Genomic DNA, 16,334 nt, shown 5'->3' on the forward strand with positions numbered 1-16,334 from the left:
GTGAAAGAAGGGCCGGGTCCTCTCCCCGGCCCTTCTCTTTTGGGCTTACTCTGCCGCGCCGCCGTAGGGCACGTTCTGGCCGCCGTAGCGCCGGACACGCAGGTTGCACTGTTCGGCATGGCCCACGAAGCCCTCGAGCATGCAGAGCCGCGAGCCATAGGCCCCGATGCTGGCGGCGGCCTCGTCGGTCGTGACCCGCTGGTAGCTGTGGGTCTTGAGGAACTTGCCGACCCAGAGCCCGCCGGTGTAGCGGCCCGCCTTCTTGGTCGGCAGGGTGTGGTTGGTGCCGATCACCTTGTCGCCATTGGCCACGTTGGTACGCGGGCCAAGGAAGAGGGCCCCGTAGCTGCGCATGTTCTCCAGAAACCAGTCGTCGCGGTCGGTCATGACCTGCGCATGCTCCGAGGCGAGCTCTTCGGCGGCTTCGAGCATCTCCTCGTAGGTGTCGCAAAGGATCACCTCGCCGTAGTCGCGCCAGCTCGCGCCAGCGGTCTCGGCGGTGGGCAGGATCTGGAGCAGGCGGTCGATCTCCTTCAGGGTCTCCTCGGCGAGCTTGCGAGAGTTGGTGACAAGAACCGCCGGGCTGTCGTAGCCGTGTTCGGCTTGGCCGAGAAGGTCGGTAGCGCAAAGCTCTGCATCAACCGTTTCATCCGCGATCACGAGGGTTTCGGTGGGTCCGGCGAAAAGGTCGATGCCGACACGACCGAAGAGCTGGCGCTTGGCCTCCGCCACGAAGGCGTTGCCCGGGCCGACCAGCATGTGCACCGGGTCGATCGTTTCGGTGCCGATGGCGAGGGCCCCCACGGCCTGGATGCCGCCGAGCACGTAGATTTCATGTGCGCCGCCCTTGGCCATGGCCGCGATGACCGCCGGGTTGGGCGCACCCTTGAAGGGCGGGGTCGCGGCGGCAATGCGCGGCACGCCCGCGACGGAAGCGGTAAGCACCGACATATGGGCCGAAGCCACCATGGGAAACTTGCCGCCCGGCACGTAGCAGCCCACCGACTGCACAGGGATGTTCTTGTGGCCCAGCACGACCCCCGGCAGGGTCTCGACCTCGACATCGGTCATGGAAGCCCGCTGCGCCTCGGCAAAGCGGCGCACCTGCGTTTGGGCAAACTCGATGTCGGCCATCTCGCGGGCTGTCACCTTGTGCATCAGCGCCTCGATCTCGCTGTCGCTGAGGCGGAAGGCGGGCGGGCTGTAGCTGTCGAACTTCTCCGAAAGCTCACGCACGGCGGTGTCGCCGCGCGCTTCGATATCGGCCAGCGTGCTCTCGACCGCGGCGCGGACTTTGGCGTTATCGCCGCTGCGCTCGTCTTCTGACTTGCCGCGCTTGAGATAGGTGATGGGCATTCATGCCTCCCTGAAAGTGAGTTTGGATATGAAAGCGCCGAGACAGGGGCCCCGGCGCGGATCTGTAGTGAGCCGAGGACTTCAGCCGATATCGGGGGCTTCGCGGCCACGGGTGAACTGCGAGATCGCCACGGCGAGGATCAGTGCGCCGCCGTTGAATACGTTGGTGACCCAGAGCGGAATGCCCAGCATCGTCAGCCCAGTGATGCCGGTGCCGAGGAAGTAGACGGCCACCATGGCACCCCAGGGGTTGAACCGCCCCGGCATGATCGTAGTCGAGCCAAGGAAGGCGGCGGCAAAGGCCGGCAGCAGGTAGTTGAGGCCCGAGTAGGGATCGGCTGAGCCGAGCACGCCTGCGTAGAGGATCCCCGCGCAGGAGGCCACGACCGAGGAGGCCACGAGCGCCCCCACGCGCACCTTCTCCACCGCGATGCCGTTGAGCCGCGCCACCTCGCGCCCACGGCCCACGAAGAGCAAGCGGCGGCCAAGCGGGGTGAAATCGAAGATGTACCAAAGCACCACCACCGCCGCGAAAGCGTAGTAGAAGGCATAGGGCACCCCAAAGAGCCGCCCGCCAACGACCGACATGATCAGCGCGTTGTCGATGCCGCCGATGGTGGAGGAGTTGGTGAACCACTGCACGATGCCGGAGATCAGGGAGGTGGAGCCAAGCGTGACCACCAACGAGGGAATGCGGACATAGACGATGAAGAAGGCATGGAAGAGGCCAACCGCCACGCCTGCGAGCACGGAAAGCAGCAGGCAGAGCAGGATCGGCAGCCCCATCCATGCATTCAGCACCGCGATCATGCAAGACGACAGGGTCATTACCGCGCCAACCGAGAGGTCGTAATCTCCCGATGTGAGCGGGATGATGATGGCCAGTGCCAGCAGCGCGGCGGGCGCGTAAGAGGCGAAGAGGATCGAGAAGTTGCCCCAGCGCGGGAAGGAGTTGGGCAGGGCAAGGCTGAACCCGAGGATCAGCAACGCCCAGACCAACAGCAGGGCGTAACGTTCGAACATGTGGAGGCGGCGGGCGCGAGTGCGGGCGCGCTCCTCGTCGTAGGCGGCGCTTGGTGCGTCTGTCATTCTTGGCTCCGGTCTTGTGTTTCGAGCGAGGCGTAGCAGGCCTGCGTAATATGGTCTTTGGTCACCTCCGGTCCGCGCAGCTCGCGCACGACCCGGCCGCGGGCGAATACCAGCACGCGGTCGCAGATATGGGCGAGCTGTTCGGCATCCGAGCTGGCGCAAAGCACCGACATGCCCTCGGCGGCCTCGGCCTTCAGCGCGTCGAAGATGCGGGCGCGGGTGCCCACATCGACACCCTGAGTTGGCTCGTCGAGCATCAACAGTTTCGGCTTGCGCTTCATCCAGCGGGCGATCAGCACCTTTTGGGCGTTACCCCCCGAAAGCGAGGCAAGGGGCCGGTCGGGGTCGTTGGGGCGCACCTCGTAGACCTCGCCAAGCCGCTCAGCCTCTTTCCGCATGGCACGGTTGCGCAGGCGCAAACCCCGGAACCAGTCGGAGATGTCGGGCAGGAGCATGTTGTCGGCGATGGAAAGCGTGGGCACGCCGCTCTTGGCATCCCGGTCGCCGGGTAGGAGGGCGAGGCCCTCGTTGATGGCCTTGGCGGGGGTCATGCTGCGCAGCTGGTGATGGCTGTCGCCCAGGGTCAGACTTCCCGCCTTGGCGGGGGTGGCCCCGAAGGCGAGGTAAGGGACGCGGTCATAGCCCGAGCCGATAAGGCCGGTTAGGCCGACGATCTCGCCCTTGCCCACATCGAGGTCGCAAGGCGGCAGGCCGGGGCCGGTGAGGCCCTCGACCCGGGCGCCGGGCGCAAAACTACGCAGCTCGGGGCCGGTATCGGAGAGTGCAGCGAGGGAACGGCCGATGATGAGCTCGATCATCTCGGCGTGAGTGGCTGAGCTGGTTTCGACACTGCCCGACACCCGGCCATCGCGGAGAATGGTGGCGCGGTCGGTGATTTCCATCACTTCGTCGATGTCATGAGAGATGAACATGACCGAGGAGCCACTGTCGGCGATCTCGCGCATGAGGGCGAAGAGGCGTTTGACCCCCTCTTCGGGCAAAAAGGGCGTTGGCTCGTCCAGCAGGACGAGGCCGGGCTTGCCGGTGACTTCGCAGGTTTCGCGGATTTCTTCGAAGGCGCGGACGATGGCCAGCAGGGCGCGGTTGACGGCATCCAGTTCGTCGACGCGGCGCCACTGTTCGATATCTAGGCCGTAGCGATCGAGCACGGCCTGGGCCGCGGCCTTCTCGGCACGCCAGTTGATGCGCAGGCGAGGCGTGACGGCGATCTGCTTGAGGCGCAGGTTTTCGAGCACGGTGAGCGACGGCAGGAGCCCGAGGTTCTGGTGCACGAAGCTCATGCCGAGGCGGCGGAAATCGGAGGCCGCAAGCGGCAGCGCGACCTCCTCGCCATTGAACAGAAGGCGGCCGCCGGGATCGGGGGCGTGGTAGCCGGCGAGGATCTTGATCAGGGTGGATTTGCCGGAGCCGTTGGTGCCCAGCAATCCGTGAACCTCTCCCGGGCGCACCTCAAGGGACACGTCATCGAGCGCACGTGTGGCCCGAAAGGTCTTGGAGATGCCGGTGAGGCTGATGGTTGGCGCCCCCCCTTTTGGGGAGGCGCCGGCCCGCGATACTGCGGGTGTTTCTGTCACGATCTGCACGGGTGTTATTCCAAGCCCCAGAGCGTGCGGAAGCCGGAGATGTAGGCATCGCCGTAGCCGGTATCGAACTGGGCAGGCGTGCCGGCGTCGGCTGCGTTGCTCTCGTCGAAGATGTAGAAGGGCACCTCGAGCTTGGCAGGCACTTCAAGGCCGCAAAGATCGCGCATGTGGCCATCGACGGTGGCGTAGGCGATCCAATCGAGGCTTTCACCGATGTCCATCGACACGGCGCCCTGCTGGATGAAGTCGAGCACGAAAGGCGTGCCGTTGAAGGTGGCAACCTTCACCTCGCCGAGCTTGCCGGTCAGGCGCAGGGCGGGCACGACGAACTGTGCCATCGAGTCGTAGATCGGGATTACCACGTCGATCTCGGGGTTGGCCTGCAGCGCCGACTGAACGGAGGGTTGGATTTTGGTGCCCCATTCGGCCACGCCCACGTTGATCTCGGTCACGATCTCGCACTCGGGGCAGTTTGCGGCCAGCTCTTCGGTAAAGCCGTCGATCAGCGGAATAGTGGGCGGCACCTCGCGCGACACGATCACCGCGATCTTGCCTTTGCCGTCGGTGTTAACGGCGGTCCAGTTTGCAAGGATACGGCCGATCTCGTTGAAGCCGATGGGCAGGGAGCTGGAGATTAGCGGGTTCGGCTCGAAGGAGGGATCGTAGAAGTGCGAGGTCATCACCTTGATGCCAGCCTCGTTGGCAGCGGTGATCTGCGGCTCGACGGTGTCGGGCGAAATGCCGGAGATCAGGTCGATCACGTCGAAACCGTCACGGATGGCATAGTCAAAGCCCTGAACCCACTGGCTGGGCTGGCCCTGGTTTTCCCACTCGACGACTTCGAGGCCGATCTCATCGCCGACCGCCTTCATCCGGTCGATGATGCCCTTGAGGAAGGGGTTGGAAGAGTTGTTGGGGATCGAGAGCATCTTCTTGCCCGCCGCGCACTGGCGGATATCGAAGGGCTCGCCGGGGGCCACGAACTCGGGCTTGGCGGTGTAGGCGGCGAGCGCTTCCTTGGCGCGGGTCATCGCGTCGCCATCCTGCGCGTATAGGGCAGCGGGCGCGCCGAGCGCGGCAAGGGCCGCGAGCGTGCCGAGAGTCTTGTTGAGCTTCATCTTGGTACCTCCGTTGGGCCCGGCGCGTTTTTCAGTGACTCGTCCGGGTTGTTGAATACGCATTCACATCTTTGCGTTTCGCTCCTAACCTGTCAATGATCCTGTCTTGATTGTTTAGCGACGGAGCTCGAATGGCTAAGAGCAAGGCCCCGAGGGCCAAGAGATCACGGGTGACGTCGTACGAGGTGGCCAAGCTCGCTGGTGTGTCGCAACCTGCGGTGTCGCGGGCGTTCAACCCGGGAGCGCCGATCGCGAAGGAAAAGCGCGACCGGATCCTCGCCGCCGCCCGCGAGCTGGGCTACGTGCCTAACGTCTTTGCCTCCAGCCTTTCGCGCAGTTCATCAAAGATCGTGGCGGTGATCAGCGGCAACCTGAACAACCCATTCTACTCCGAGAGCCTGCAGTGCTTTGTGGAGCACATTCAGCGCACAGGGCGTCAGGTGCTGGCCTTCACGGTACAGGAAGACCAAAATAGCGATGACGTGATGATGCAGGCGCTGCGCTACCCGGTGGATGGCGTGGTGGTGACCTCGGCCACGGTGACATCAAGCATGGTCAAGCTGTCGGAAGGGCTGGGTATTCCGGTCATCATGTATAACCGCTTGGTTCCAGGCGCGAAACTGCCCACTGTGCTGTGCGACAACGAAGGCGGCGCGGCAGCGCTGGCACGGCGGATGCACGCTGCGGGTGCGCGCAAGTTTCTCGTTATGCGCGGCGACCCGGTGGGCTCGACCAGCATGGCGCGGGTTCAGGGTTTCCGGGGCGGGCTGGAAAAACTGAAAGGCACCGAAGTTGAGGAGATCGACGGTCAATCCAGCTATGCGGGGGCCTATCGCGCCACGGTGTCGCGATTCGACGGGCCGCTTGGGGACTGGCCGGACGCGATCTTTGGCGTCAATGACATCATGGCAATCGGCTGCGCGGATGCGTTACGAGGCCATTTCAACATGAGAATCCCCGACGATATAATGCTGGCCGGGTTCGATGGTATCCGGGAGGCCCAGCGTGAGCCCTACCGTCTTGCCACCGTGCGCCAGCCGATCGAGCGGATGGTGACGGAAACGCTCGAATTGCTCGATGCAGCAAAATCCGACGAAGGCGCGCCTGCGGCGCTCCGGGTGATCCAGGGGGACATGATCCCGGGCGTCACCATCCAGTTCCGAGAGGATTGATCCTGACAACGAAAAAGGCGCCGCCCCGGGGGGCGACGCCTGATTTTCCGTGAGTGGGAAAGTGGTTACTCGGCGGCGTGGACGCCGGGAATGAAGCCGAAGTCGAAGGCTGACGGCGCGCCGCGCTCGGCCTTCATCTTCTCGCGCAGCTTTGACGTAGCCGAAGTATCGAGCACATCGGCCTCGGAGATGATGACGCCATAACTCTCTTCGGCCTTCTCGCGGGAGACGAGATCGTTCTGCACATCGGCCAAGACCTTCTCCGCCGGACGCTCGAGCGGATCGCCCCAGCCGCCAGAGCCCGCCGTGATGAAGACGATCCTGTCGCCCGGCTCGACCTTGAGATTGTCGAGCTTGGATGGGATGCGCTCACGCTCTTCGGAGCCTGCACGGATGATCCACTTGCTCGACGTGCCGCCGTGCAGGCCGCCGTTAATGCCCCAGGGCGGCACCACCTCACGGTCATCGTGGATCGAGATCGAACCGGCTTCGAGCACGCGGTAGGTCTTTTCGATACCTGCCCCGCCCCGGTGCAGCCCGGCCCCGCCCGCATCCTTCACCGGGCGATAGCTGTCGACGATCACCGGGTAGTAGTTTTCGATGTACTCGATGGGCGTGGCGGAGAAGAGCGGCCACCAGGCGTGACCGTCGAGACCGTCGCCGCGCGGACGGCCGGGCACGCCGCCGAAGAGCAGCTCCATCAGCTGGAAGTACTTTCCATTGCTGTCCTGCCCGGTGAAGATGAAATGCGGGCTGGTGCCGTAGCCCGCCGCCATCGACAAGTGCGGCGCACGCTGGCCCAGCGCCCCGGCCTGGCAGTCGAAGAAGCGGGTGTGGGTGTTGAGCCGGTTCGACAGGGCGGCCGGGAACTTGGGATTCAGCAGGGAGCCCTCGGGCAGAACGATCTCGAAGAGGTCGTAAAAGCCCTCGTTGAACATGATCTTCGGATCGAAGGCCATGATCATGTAGACCCCGAAGAACAGCTTGCAGAGCCCCTCGTGGATGTGAAAGTTGATCGGCCCCTCGGCCTGATCGTCGGTGCCGGTCCAGTCGAAGACGGCGGTATCGCCGCGCCGGTAAATCGACAGTTTCATCTTGAAGGGGCCGTTGCCGACGCCGTCATCATCGACGTAGTCGGTAAAGCTCACCGGCTCCTCGGGGATGTACTTGTTGATCAGCACGCGCATCGCCTCGCGGGTCCGGTCGAGCAGGAGGCCGCAGGCATCGAGGTAGGTTTCCCGCCCGAAGCGGTCGCAGGTTTCGCGCACCCGCTGCGCCGCCGTGCGGCAGCCCGCCACCAGCGCCATCAGGTCGGCACGGTTCATGTCGGGGGTACGGGTGTTGTTGAGCATGACCTTGAGCACGCCCTCGTTGAGCACGCCCTTCTCGTAGATCTTGACCGGGGGCACACGCAGGCCCTCTTCCCAGATCGTGCGCGCATCCGACGGCATGGAGCCGGGCACCTTGCCGCCCACGTCGACCATGTGGCCGAAGATCGAGGAGAAGCCCACGTGCACGCCCTCGTGGAAGATCGGCATCATCACGCACCAGTCGTTGTTGTGCGAGATCGAGCCCTTGCAGGCGTAGGGGTCGTTCCAGACGAAGATGTCACCTTCGTGGATGTCGTTGCCGTACTCCTCGACGATGGCAGGAATGTACGAGCCGAACTGGCCGACGATCATCCGGCCCTCCGGGTCGCAGATCATCGGGAACTCGTCGTGCTGTTCGCGGATCACCGGAGAAAGGGCGACGCGGACGACCACGCTGTCCATCTCGAAGCGGGCGTTCAGCAGGGCGTTCTCGATCAGGTCGAGAACGATGGGATCGACTTTCTTGCTCATGGTTCAGGCTCCCTTCTTCTCGGTGGGCCAGATCAGCAGATTGCCGGTGGGATGCACCTCGGCGTAGTGATCGGGCAGGAGTACGGTCGTTGTATCGTACTGTCGGATGATGGCCGGGCCCTCGACACGGGCCCCGGCGGCGAGCTTGTCGCGGTCAACATGCGGGGTATCGACCCATGCGCCGCCGAAGTAGCCCTTGCGGGTTTCCATCGTGGCCTCGGCAATGTCGGTCGTGCCCTCGGCGGGCGCGGCCTCCTCGACGGGGGGCGTGGCGCCAGTGGCCACGACACGCAGGGCGACCAGCTCGATGGGCAGGTCGAAGCGCACGCCGTAGAGGCGCTCGTGGGTGGTGTGGAAGTCATCCAGCACCGTTTCGAGGCCGGAGGCCTTTTCGACCACCTCGGCGGGCACGTCGATCGAAACCTCGAAGCCCTGCTGTTCGTAGCGTAGATCGACGGTGTAGGTCAGGCCACGGTCGGCCTCATCGACCCTTTCTTCGTCGAGCCAGGCTACGGCCTTTTCGCGCAGGGAGGCGAAGTGCTCGAAGAGTTCGGCATCGTTCATGCCGGCGACCGAGCCGATCAGGGTGCGGACCATCTCGTTCTTGAACTCGGCTTCGAGGAAGCCCAGCGCTGAGAGCACGCCGGGATTGTGGGGCACGACCACCGGGTAGCAGCCGAGCACCTGCGCCATCGCGTTGGCGTGGAGCGGGCCGGCGCCGCCGAAAGCGACGATGCCGAAGTCGCGCGGATCGAGCCCGCGCTGCACGGTGATGACCCGCAGCGCGCCGAGCATCACCTCGTTTGCGATGTCGAGAATGCCCTGTGCGGCGGCCTCGGGGGAAAGCTCCAGCGGCTTGCCGACCTTGTCGACTGCCTCGCGGGCGCCTTCGAGATCGAGGCTCATGTCACCGCCCAGCAGCTTGGGCGGCAGGTAGCCGAGCACCACGTTGGCATCGGAGACCGTTGGCTCGGTGCCGCCACGGCCGTAGGCCACGGGGCCGGGCATGGCCCCGGCAGAGCGCGGGCCGACGCGGAGCGAGTTGGTCAGCTCGGAAATTTCGGCGATGGAGCCGCCGCCCGCGCCCACCGAGCGCACGTCCAATGTGGGCACCTTGGCCGGGAAATATCCCACATCGGTGGAGCGGGTGATCGTGGCCTCGCCATCGAGGATGACCGACACATCGGTTGAGGTGCCGCCCATGTCGAAGGCCAGAAGCTTCTTGAGGCCGGTGCGGCGGGCCACCATGGCGGTGGCCGTCACCCCACCTGCCGGGCCAGAAAGAACGGTGTGCACGGGCCGCTGCGCCGCTGCCTCGGCGCTCATCAGGCCGCCGTCGGAGCGGACGATATGGAGCCGGCTCGTAACCCCTACCTCATCGAGGCGGCGCTCGATACGGCTGAGGTAGCGGGTCATGATCGGGCGAACATAGTCGTTCATCACCGTGGTTATCGCACGGTCATACTCGCGGAATTCGGGCAGGATGTCGGAGGAGAGCGAGACGTGCATCTCGGGGAAGTGCTCCAGCACGATCTCGCGGAGGCGCTGCTCGTGGGCCGGGTTGGCGTAAGAGTGCATCAGCGAGATGGTGAGCGCCTCAATACCGGAACCGCAAAGATCCTTGATCAGGGCGGTCGCGGCCGCTTCGTCCAATTCGGTCACCACGTTGCCGCGTGCGTCCATTCGCTCAGGGATGCCACGGGTGTCCTTGAGCGCGGCCAGCGGATCGGGCTTGTCCATCACGATCCAGCCGAAGAGCGGGCCGGGCGTCCAGGACTTGGCGAGGTGGAGCACATGCTCGAATCCGGCGGTGGTGAGCAGACCCACACGCGCGCCCTTGCCCTCAAGCACCGCGTTTGTGGCAACGGTGGTGCCGTGCAGGACAAGCGAGATATCCTCGGGCTTCACGCCGGCCTTCTCGCAGATCAGGCGCACGCCCTCTGAGACCCCGATCGACTGATCTTCGGGCGTGGAGGGTGTTTTCGCCCTATATGTCTTCTGGGCTGCATCATCATGCAGCAGCAGATCCGTGAAGGTTCCGCCAACATCGACTCCCAACCTCATGAAACTCTCCCTGTCCTAGGTGTTTTTTACTCTATGCGGCGCGCTGGACCGGGCTGAGTCTGGCCCCGAGCATTACCGCTTGAATGCGTATTCAACAGAGCCTAACATCGAGCACAGTTCAAGAGAATTTTACGGGTGCCCTTGCGCCCCACTTCTGGAGGAACGGGCGAGAATGCCGGGAAAGACGCTTTACGAGAAGATCTGGGACAGCCACGTAGTGCATGATTTCGGGGGCGGAGAGGCTCTTGTTTACGTGGATCGCCACCTCGTGCACGAGGTGTCTACGCCGCAGTCCTTTGCCTATCTCGACAAGACCGGCCTTCCAATGCGGCGACCGGAGCTTCAGCTGGCGGTGGCAGACCATGCGGTGCCGACGAAAGACAGGGGTGCAACGATCAAGAGCGAGTTGGCCCGCAAGCAGGTGGCGCGGCTCAAGGAGAACGTGGCCAAGCATGACGTGCCCTATGTTGCGCTCGACGGCGACCGGCATGGAATCGTTCATGTGATCGGGCCGGAGACCGGCTTTACACTGCCGGGTTCCATCTTGGTTTGCGGCGACAGCCACACGTCGACCCACGGGGCCTTCGGATGTCTGGCCTTCGGTATCGGGGCTTCGGAATGCGGTGCAGTCTTTGCGACCCAATGCTTGCGCCAGACCAAGCAGAAGACCATGCGGGTGAACCTGACAGGCGGGCTTCCGGCGGGCGTAACCGTGAAGGACGTGATTCTCGCCCTGATTTCGGAGATCGGCACGGGCGGCGGCGTGGGATATGCGATCGAGTTTGCCGGAGACACCACGCGGGCCCTTTCCATGGAAGCGCGGATGACGCTGTGCAACATGGCGATTGAGGCCGGCAGCCGGGTCGGCATGGTGGCCCCCGACGAAACCACCTTCCGCTATCTCGAAGGCCGGCCGCTGGCGCCGGAAGGGGCGGATTGGGATGCGGCGATGGCAGTTTGGCGAGCCCTGCCCTCCGACCCGGATGCCGTGTTCGACAAAGAAATAACCTTTGACACCTCGCAGCTCGCGCCGCAGGTCTCCTGGGGTACGACACCGGAGCAGACCAGCGCGGTGACGGGCGAGGTGCCGGACCCCGGCGCGATTGCCGATCCGAACCGGGCCGAGCGCATGCGCAAGAGCCTCGCCTACATGGGGCTGACCCCAGGCCAAAAGCTGGCCGACATACCCGTTGACCGCGTGTTCATCGGCTCTTGCACCAACGGTCGGCTGGAAGACCTGCGCGCCGCCGCAGCCGTGTTGAAGGGACGGCATGTGGCCGGCAGCGTGGCGGCCATCGCCGTGCCCGGCTCGGCTGCCGTGCGGGCGGCGGCAGAGGCCGAGGGGCTGCACGAGGTGTTCCTCGCGGCGGGCTTTGAATGGCGAGAGGCAGGCTGCTCGATGTGCGTCGGCATGAACGGCGACACCATCGAGGCTGGCCAACGCTGCGCTTCCACCTCCAACCGCAACTTCGAAGGCCGCCAGGGCGCGGGCGGGCGCACGCACCTCGTCTCACCCCAGATGGCCGCCGCCGCCGCCGTAACCGGGCGCCTGACCGATGTAAGGGAGCTTCTGTGATGGAACCGCTCAGGACAATCCGCAGCAAGGTCGCCCCGATCCTGCAAAACGCCATCGACACCGACATCATCTTTCCTGCCCGGTTCCTGCTGCTGATGGATCGCGTGGGGCTGGGAAAACACGCCTTCGCCGATTGGCGCGGGGCTGATTTTCCGCTCGATCGCGAGCCCTGGAAAGGGGCGTCGGTGCTGGTGGTTGGTGAAAACTTCGGCACCGGCTCGTCGCGCGAGCAGGCCGTCTGGTGCCTTGCCGACCTTGGGGTGCGCTGCGTGATCGGTCGCAGCTTCGGAGAGATCTTCTTTTCGAACTGCTTCAAGAGTGGGGTGCTTCCGATCAGGTTGACGGCCGATGAAATTGCGCCTGTAGAAGCCGCCGCAAAGGAAGGAGAAGAGATCGAGATTGACGTGGCCGCGCAGGAGATTCGCCTACCCTCCGGCGAGGTGATCAGCTTTGAGCTGGATGCGCACCGAAAGCGGATGCTGCTCGACGGCCTGGATGACATCGGCCTTGTGCTGGAAGACCATGCCGACCAGATCGCCACCTTCGAGCAAGCCCGTCCGCATTGGCTTGAGCTAAGCCGCGAGCGGCTGGCGGCACTGACCGGGGCGGAGGCATGACCCGCGCCGTTGCCTGCATCGGCACCGGCACGGTCGGCAGCGCATGGGCGGCAGTTTACGCCCGCGCCGGATACGAGGTGCGCCTTTTCGATGCTGTGCCCGGAACGGTGGAAGACTTCGCCCTGCCCCGCATCCGCCGCACGCTCGAAGAGCTTGCCACAGCGCGACCCACCGGTGAGAGCGCGGAGGCGGCACTGGCACGGATCGTCCCCGCGGCGTCACTGGCGCAGGCGGTGGAGGGCGTTGAAGCCGTGCAGGAAAGCGTGCGCGAGGATCTCGCAATCAAGCAGGCGCTTTTTGCCGAGATCGGCGCGGCCGCCCCGACTGATGCGCTGCTGATGTCTTCCACTTCCGCCCTGCCCGGCTCGCACTTCCTGCGCGATGTGCTCAACCCGACGCGCGCGCTGGTGGCGCATCCGGTCAACCCGCCCTCGCACATCCCGCTGGTGGAGCTCTGCGGCAGCGGCGACACCACGCAAGACACCATCGCCCGGGCGCGCAGCTTCTTCGAGGCGGCGGGAATGGAGCCGGTGGTGCTGAACCGGGAGATCGAGGGCTTCTTGCTCAACCGTTTGCAATACACGCTGGTGGCCGAGGCTATGCACCTTGTGGGCGAGGGCTACTGCTCGCCGGAAGATATCGACAAGGTGCTCACCTCGGGCCTCGCCTTGCGGTGGGCCTCGATCGGGCCTTTCATGACCGCGCACCTCAACGCTCGCGAGGGGTTTCAGGGGTTTGTCGACCAGCTCGGCGACATGATGAAAACCATGGGGCGCGAGGCGAAAACGGCCTACGACTGGCCCCCGGAGCAGGCTGGCGAGATTCACGCCCGGATGGCGGCGCAACAGCCGGTAGAAACCATCCCCGGCGCACAGGCATGGCGCGATGGGCGCATCCTCAAGACCCGCGCCCTGCAGGAGAGTGACAAGGCCCCCGGGCGCCGGTAACCCGGCCCCGGGGCTTGGCTCAACTTTCGATCTGGAGGTCGATCAATGCCTGTTGGCCACCGGCCACCGCCGTCAGCGCGCGCTCGATGGCGGCGGGCAGAGCCTCGGCGCTTGCAACCGCCTCACCGACGCCCCCATGCGCCCGGCAGATGGCCGCGTAATCGGGCGCGGGCGAAAGATCGGCAAGGAACATGCCATCGCCCGCCGCCGCTGCACCCTGCGGATACATCGCGAGCGTCGAGTTGCGCACCGCACCCCAACGGCGGTTGTTGAAGACAACCGTGACCATGGGCAGGCCATGCGCAGCCGAGGCCCAATGGCAGGCGACTGGGTTGTTGAACATGTAGGCCCCATCTCCCAGCATGGCGACGACCGGGCGGTCAGTGACGCCGGTGCGCTTGTCGGCAGCCGCCACGCCGAGCGCGGCACCGAACCCGAAACCGAGGCCACCCGCTGGAGTGAAGCCGTAGAACTGGCCCGGCTCGGAGAAGGTGGCGAGATCTGTGCGGAAAGAATATTCGTTCACGATAACAGCCTGTTGCGGCAGGCGTTCGGCCAGCACAGCAGAGGCTACCTCAGCCGTGAAGCGGGCGCGATCGAGGTTTTCGCGGCTGAGGCGACGCGCCCGGACCTCGGCCACCTTGGCACGCCGTGCCTCCACCCGGCGCGCCGTGTCGCCCGCGGGCGTGCCCATGGCGGCGGCGAGGGCGGTGAGAGCCGCAACGGGGGAGGCGACGATGCTTTCGGAAGCGCCGAAGGAGCGCAGGGGGTAGCCCGCGAAAAGCGGATCGCGGTCGATCTCCCAGAGCGGTGCAGCGGGGCGTGGATTGGTCACTTGCGGCACCCAGGGCACATCGCAGGCGATTGAGATGATGAGGTCGGCTCCGCGCAGCAAGTCCTTGGTATCAAAGCCGATTGCCATGTCGTGCTCGAACGGCAGATTGACAGAACGGGCATTGAACTGAACGACCGGCAGGGCCCAGTTTTCGGCAAGCGCGGTCAATGCGGCACAGCCGCCCGGCTCGCGGCCCGCGTTGCTGGTAATGATGACCGGGTACTCCGCGCTGCGGATGGCCACGGCGAGCCGGTCGATCGCATAGCTGTCTGGCGCGCCCTCCACAACCCGACTTCGGCTGCGCTTTGGGCGGTCGGCACGGACCTCGCGGGCCAACAACTCGCGGGGCAGCGACAGGTAGACCGGGCCGGGCGGTGCAGCTTCGGCAATGTCGAGCGCACGAATGGCAACATCCTCAACCTGGTCGGCGGAGCGAAGCTCGTAGTCCCACTTCACGGCCTCTCGCAGCATTCCGCCCTGATCGAACATTTCTTGCGCCCAGTGAATGAAACGGGATCGCGTTCCCGGCTCGCCCTCTTCGGTCAACGGCGTGCGCCCGGCGGCGAGGAGAACAGGCACAGCATCTCGTGCCGCGTTGAGCGCACCACACACCATGTTGGCCGTCCCGACGCTGACGTGCACCATGGCCGCCTGCGCCTTGCCACTGCGCAGCGCATCGCCGTGGGCCATGGACACCGCAAGATTTTCGTGCGGCACGGTGTAAGGGCGCGGGAGGTCGATGGCGGTTTCCGGACGCCGCTCATAGGCCTCGATGATCGACGGAAAGTCGGTGCCGGCGACCGCATAGAGCGCGTCCACGCCCCCTTCTGTCAGGGCTTCAAGCCACGCTTCGGCAGCGAGTTTCGGGCGCGGGTCGGCGGCAGTTCCGGAAGCGTTCGTCATAGGGGATTCCTCGGCTATATATTTGTCCGGACAATACGAGAAAACTCCCGGCGGCGACAGGAAAATCTATCCACAAATCGCCTGATTGATGACCAATTTTAGAACATGAAATTAATCAGTTAGCATGATTGTATCGAGGTGCGGACAAGATCGAAATTCCATGACATTTTTCGTCGTCTCTGCTATCATGAATACGCATACAGCTCACCAACAGGACCCCTCGCCCGAGGGCAGAAAGGAAAGCATGACTTACCACTCACAGGCCAGAAAACTTCGTCTTGGTGCGAGACTCCTCGCTACGGCGACACTCTTGCCGCTCGGCGCTGCTGCCAGTGCGCAGACCCTCGGTATCGGAACGACCCAAGGCGGGGCGACCGGGCAGATTGGTACCGCGCTTGCGCAGGTGATCTCGATGAACAGCGATCTTCAGGTCATCCCGCAGGTCAGCGCCAACACTTCGCAATACATCGTGCTGCTCGACCAGGGCAAAGTGGAGCTTGGCATCGCCAACTATCCGCAAACCTACTACGCGATGACCGGCACCGGCATGTCGACTGAACCGGCAGAAAACCTGCGGCTCGTTGCCACGATGATGCCGTTCAACGCGGCGTTGGTTGCGCCGGAGAGCGGCGACATCACGAGCTACGCCGATATCAAGGGCCACACCGTGCCGCGCTACCCCGAAAATTCGCTGGGCGATTTCGTGGTGCAAGCGGCGCTTGCCGCTGGCGGGCTGACCTATGATGACGTGACCTCGGTGCCGATTGCGAACTTTCCGCAGCAGTACGAAGCCTTCAAGGATGGCCGGATCGACGTGAGCATCGCCGCCGTCGGCTCGCAGGCGACGTTCGATCTGGAGGCTGCGGTGGGCGACATCCAGTTTCTGCCCGTCCCGGACGACAAGCTGGCGGATGTGCAGGAATTTTTGCCCGGCTCCTATATCGCGCCAGTCGAAGCCTCCGAGGAGATCCCCGGGCTTGATGAGGCAACGGCGGTTTTTGCCTATGACTACCTGCTTTTTGCCAACGCAAACGTGCCCGACGAGCAGATCACCAAGGTGGTTTCGGCAATGTACGAGGGTGTTGATTTCCTGAAGGGCACCTCGCCGCTTTGGAAGTCCTTCGACCCGGCCGCGATGGGCAAGAAGGCCGACATTCCGTACCACCCCGGCGCGACTGCCTTCTACGAGGAGAAGGGTCTGGTCGACTGAGG

General features: G+C 64.6%; 12 protein-coding genes. 5 read left to right on the forward strand and 7 right to left on the reverse strand.

What is annotated here, in order from left to right; genetic code table 11:
• Nucleotides 1-45: 45 nt before the first annotated feature.
• The 4 genes from hisD to ACXAG6_RS00245 all read right to left on the reverse strand — a co-directional run bounded on the left by hisD (nt 46) and on the right by ACXAG6_RS00245 (nt 5,167).
• Nucleotides 46-1,356 (reverse strand): histidinol dehydrogenase, encoded by a 1,311-nt coding sequence (gene hisD / locus ACXAG6_RS00230; protein ID WP_475333942.1) that lies wholly within the window; start codon nt 1,354-1,356, stop codon nt 46-48.
• Between the two features lie 81 nt (nt 1,357-1,437).
• On the reverse strand, nt 1,438-2,445 hold the full coding sequence (locus ACXAG6_RS00235; RefSeq protein ID WP_475333944.1) for an ABC transporter permease: 1,008 nt from the start codon (nt 2,443-2,445) through the stop codon (nt 1,438-1,440).
• Nucleotides 2,442-4,049 carry a sugar ABC transporter ATP-binding protein gene (locus ACXAG6_RS00240; RefSeq protein ID WP_475333945.1) on the reverse strand — a complete coding sequence of 536 codons (1,608 nt, stop codon included), beginning with the start codon at nt 4,047-4,049 and terminating at the stop codon, nt 2,442-2,444. The genes ACXAG6_RS00235 and ACXAG6_RS00240 overlap by 4 nt, the downstream gene beginning before the upstream one ends.
• Nucleotides 4,050-4,054: 5 nt before the next feature.
• Complete coding sequence (locus ACXAG6_RS00245) at nt 4,055-5,167, reverse strand: sugar ABC transporter substrate-binding protein (RefSeq protein ID WP_475333946.1); 1,113 nt, start codon at nt 5,165-5,167, stop codon at nt 4,055-4,057.
• Between the two features lie 131 nt (nt 5,168-5,298).
• On the opposite strand from ACXAG6_RS00245, the gene ACXAG6_RS00250 reads away from it, so the two are divergent.
• The gene (locus tag ACXAG6_RS00250; RefSeq protein ID WP_475333948.1) at nt 5,299-6,339 is read left to right on the forward strand and encodes a LacI family DNA-binding transcriptional regulator; all 1,041 of its coding nucleotides are present in this window, start codon (nt 5,299-5,301) and stop codon (nt 6,337-6,339) included.
• A 65-nt stretch (nt 6,340-6,404) separates the two neighbouring features.
• Here the strand turns inward: ACXAG6_RS00250 and ACXAG6_RS00255 are convergent, their stop codons facing one another.
• Nucleotides 6,405-8,180, reverse strand: a complete 1,776-nt coding sequence (locus ACXAG6_RS00255) for a hydantoinase B/oxoprolinase family protein (RefSeq protein WP_475333949.1) — start codon at nt 8,178-8,180, stop codon at nt 6,405-6,407.
• Nucleotides 8,181-8,183: 3 nt separating this feature from the next.
• On the reverse strand, nt 8,184-10,244 hold the full coding sequence (locus ACXAG6_RS00260; RefSeq protein ID WP_475333950.1) for a hydantoinase/oxoprolinase family protein: 2,061 nt from the start codon (nt 10,242-10,244) through the stop codon (nt 8,184-8,186).
• A gap of 172 nt (nt 10,245-10,416) precedes the next feature.
• On the opposite strand from ACXAG6_RS00260, the gene leuC reads away from it, so the two are divergent.
• The 3 genes from leuC to ACXAG6_RS00275 are packed head-to-tail and all read left to right on the forward strand — an operon-like array spanning nt 10,417 to nt 13,384.
• Nucleotides 10,417-11,820, forward strand: a complete 1,404-nt coding sequence (leuC, locus tag ACXAG6_RS00265; protein ID WP_475333952.1) for a 3-isopropylmalate dehydratase large subunit — start codon at nt 10,417-10,419, stop codon at nt 11,818-11,820.
• Complete coding sequence (leuD, locus tag ACXAG6_RS00270) at nt 11,820-12,437, forward strand: 3-isopropylmalate dehydratase small subunit (RefSeq protein ID WP_475333953.1); 618 nt, start codon at nt 11,820-11,822, stop codon at nt 12,435-12,437. The genes leuC and leuD overlap by 1 nt, the downstream gene beginning before the upstream one ends.
• Nucleotides 12,434-13,384, forward strand: coding sequence for a 3-hydroxyacyl-CoA dehydrogenase NAD-binding domain-containing protein (locus ACXAG6_RS00275; RefSeq protein WP_475333954.1), 951 nt, complete (start codon nt 12,434-12,436; stop codon nt 13,382-13,384). The genes leuD and ACXAG6_RS00275 overlap by 4 nt, the downstream gene beginning before the upstream one ends.
• A gap of 19 nt (nt 13,385-13,403) precedes the next feature.
• Here ACXAG6_RS00275 and ACXAG6_RS00280 read toward each other — a convergent pair whose 3' ends face one another.
• Complete coding sequence (locus ACXAG6_RS00280; RefSeq protein WP_475333956.1) at nt 13,404-15,122, reverse strand: thiamine pyrophosphate-requiring protein; 1,719 nt, start codon at nt 15,120-15,122, stop codon at nt 13,404-13,406.
• Nucleotides 15,123-15,366: 244 nt separating this feature from the next.
• Here ACXAG6_RS00280 and ACXAG6_RS00285 point away from each other — a divergent pair, with 244 nt between their 5' ends.
• Nucleotides 15,367-16,332 carry a TAXI family TRAP transporter solute-binding subunit gene (locus tag ACXAG6_RS00285; protein WP_475333958.1) on the forward strand — a complete coding sequence of 322 codons (966 nt, stop codon included), beginning with the start codon at nt 15,367-15,369 and terminating at the stop codon, nt 16,330-16,332.
• Nucleotides 16,333-16,334: the final 2 nt, after the last annotated feature.

Source organism: Vannielia sp. ABF1_015 (assembly GCF_056160745.1).

Coding starts and splice junctions, on each gene's coding strand:
- hisD (WP_475333942.1), bottom strand. CDS start 1,356: ATGCCCATCACCTATCTCAAGCGCGGCAAGTCAGAAGACGAGCGCAGC.
- ACXAG6_RS00235 (WP_475333944.1), bottom strand. CDS start 2,445: ATGACAGACGCACCAAGCGCCGCCTACGACGAGGAGCGCGCCCGCACT.
- ACXAG6_RS00245 (WP_475333946.1), bottom strand. CDS start 5,167: ATGAAGCTCAACAAGACTCTCGGCACGCTCGCGGCCCTTGCCGCGCTC.
- ACXAG6_RS00250 (WP_475333948.1), top strand. CDS start 5,299: ATGGCTAAGAGCAAGGCCCCGAGGGCCAAGAGATCACGGGTGACGTCG.
- ACXAG6_RS00255 (WP_475333949.1), bottom strand. CDS start 8,180: ATGAGCAAGAAAGTCGATCCCATCGTTCTCGACCTGATCGAGAACGCC.
- ACXAG6_RS00260 (WP_475333950.1), bottom strand. CDS start 10,244: ATGAGGTTGGGAGTCGATGTTGGCGGAACCTTCACGGATCTGCTGCTG.
- leuC (WP_475333952.1), top strand. CDS start 10,417: ATGCCGGGAAAGACGCTTTACGAGAAGATCTGGGACAGCCACGTAGTG.
- leuD (WP_475333953.1), top strand. CDS start 11,820: ATGGAACCGCTCAGGACAATCCGCAGCAAGGTCGCCCCGATCCTGCAA.
- ACXAG6_RS00275 (WP_475333954.1), top strand. CDS start 12,434: ATGACCCGCGCCGTTGCCTGCATCGGCACCGGCACGGTCGGCAGCGCA.
- ACXAG6_RS00280 (WP_475333956.1), bottom strand. CDS start 15,122: ATGACGAACGCTTCCGGAACTGCCGCCGACCCGCGCCCGAAACTCGCT.
- ACXAG6_RS00285 (WP_475333958.1), top strand. CDS start 15,367: ATGACTTACCACTCACAGGCCAGAAAACTTCGTCTTGGTGCGAGACTC.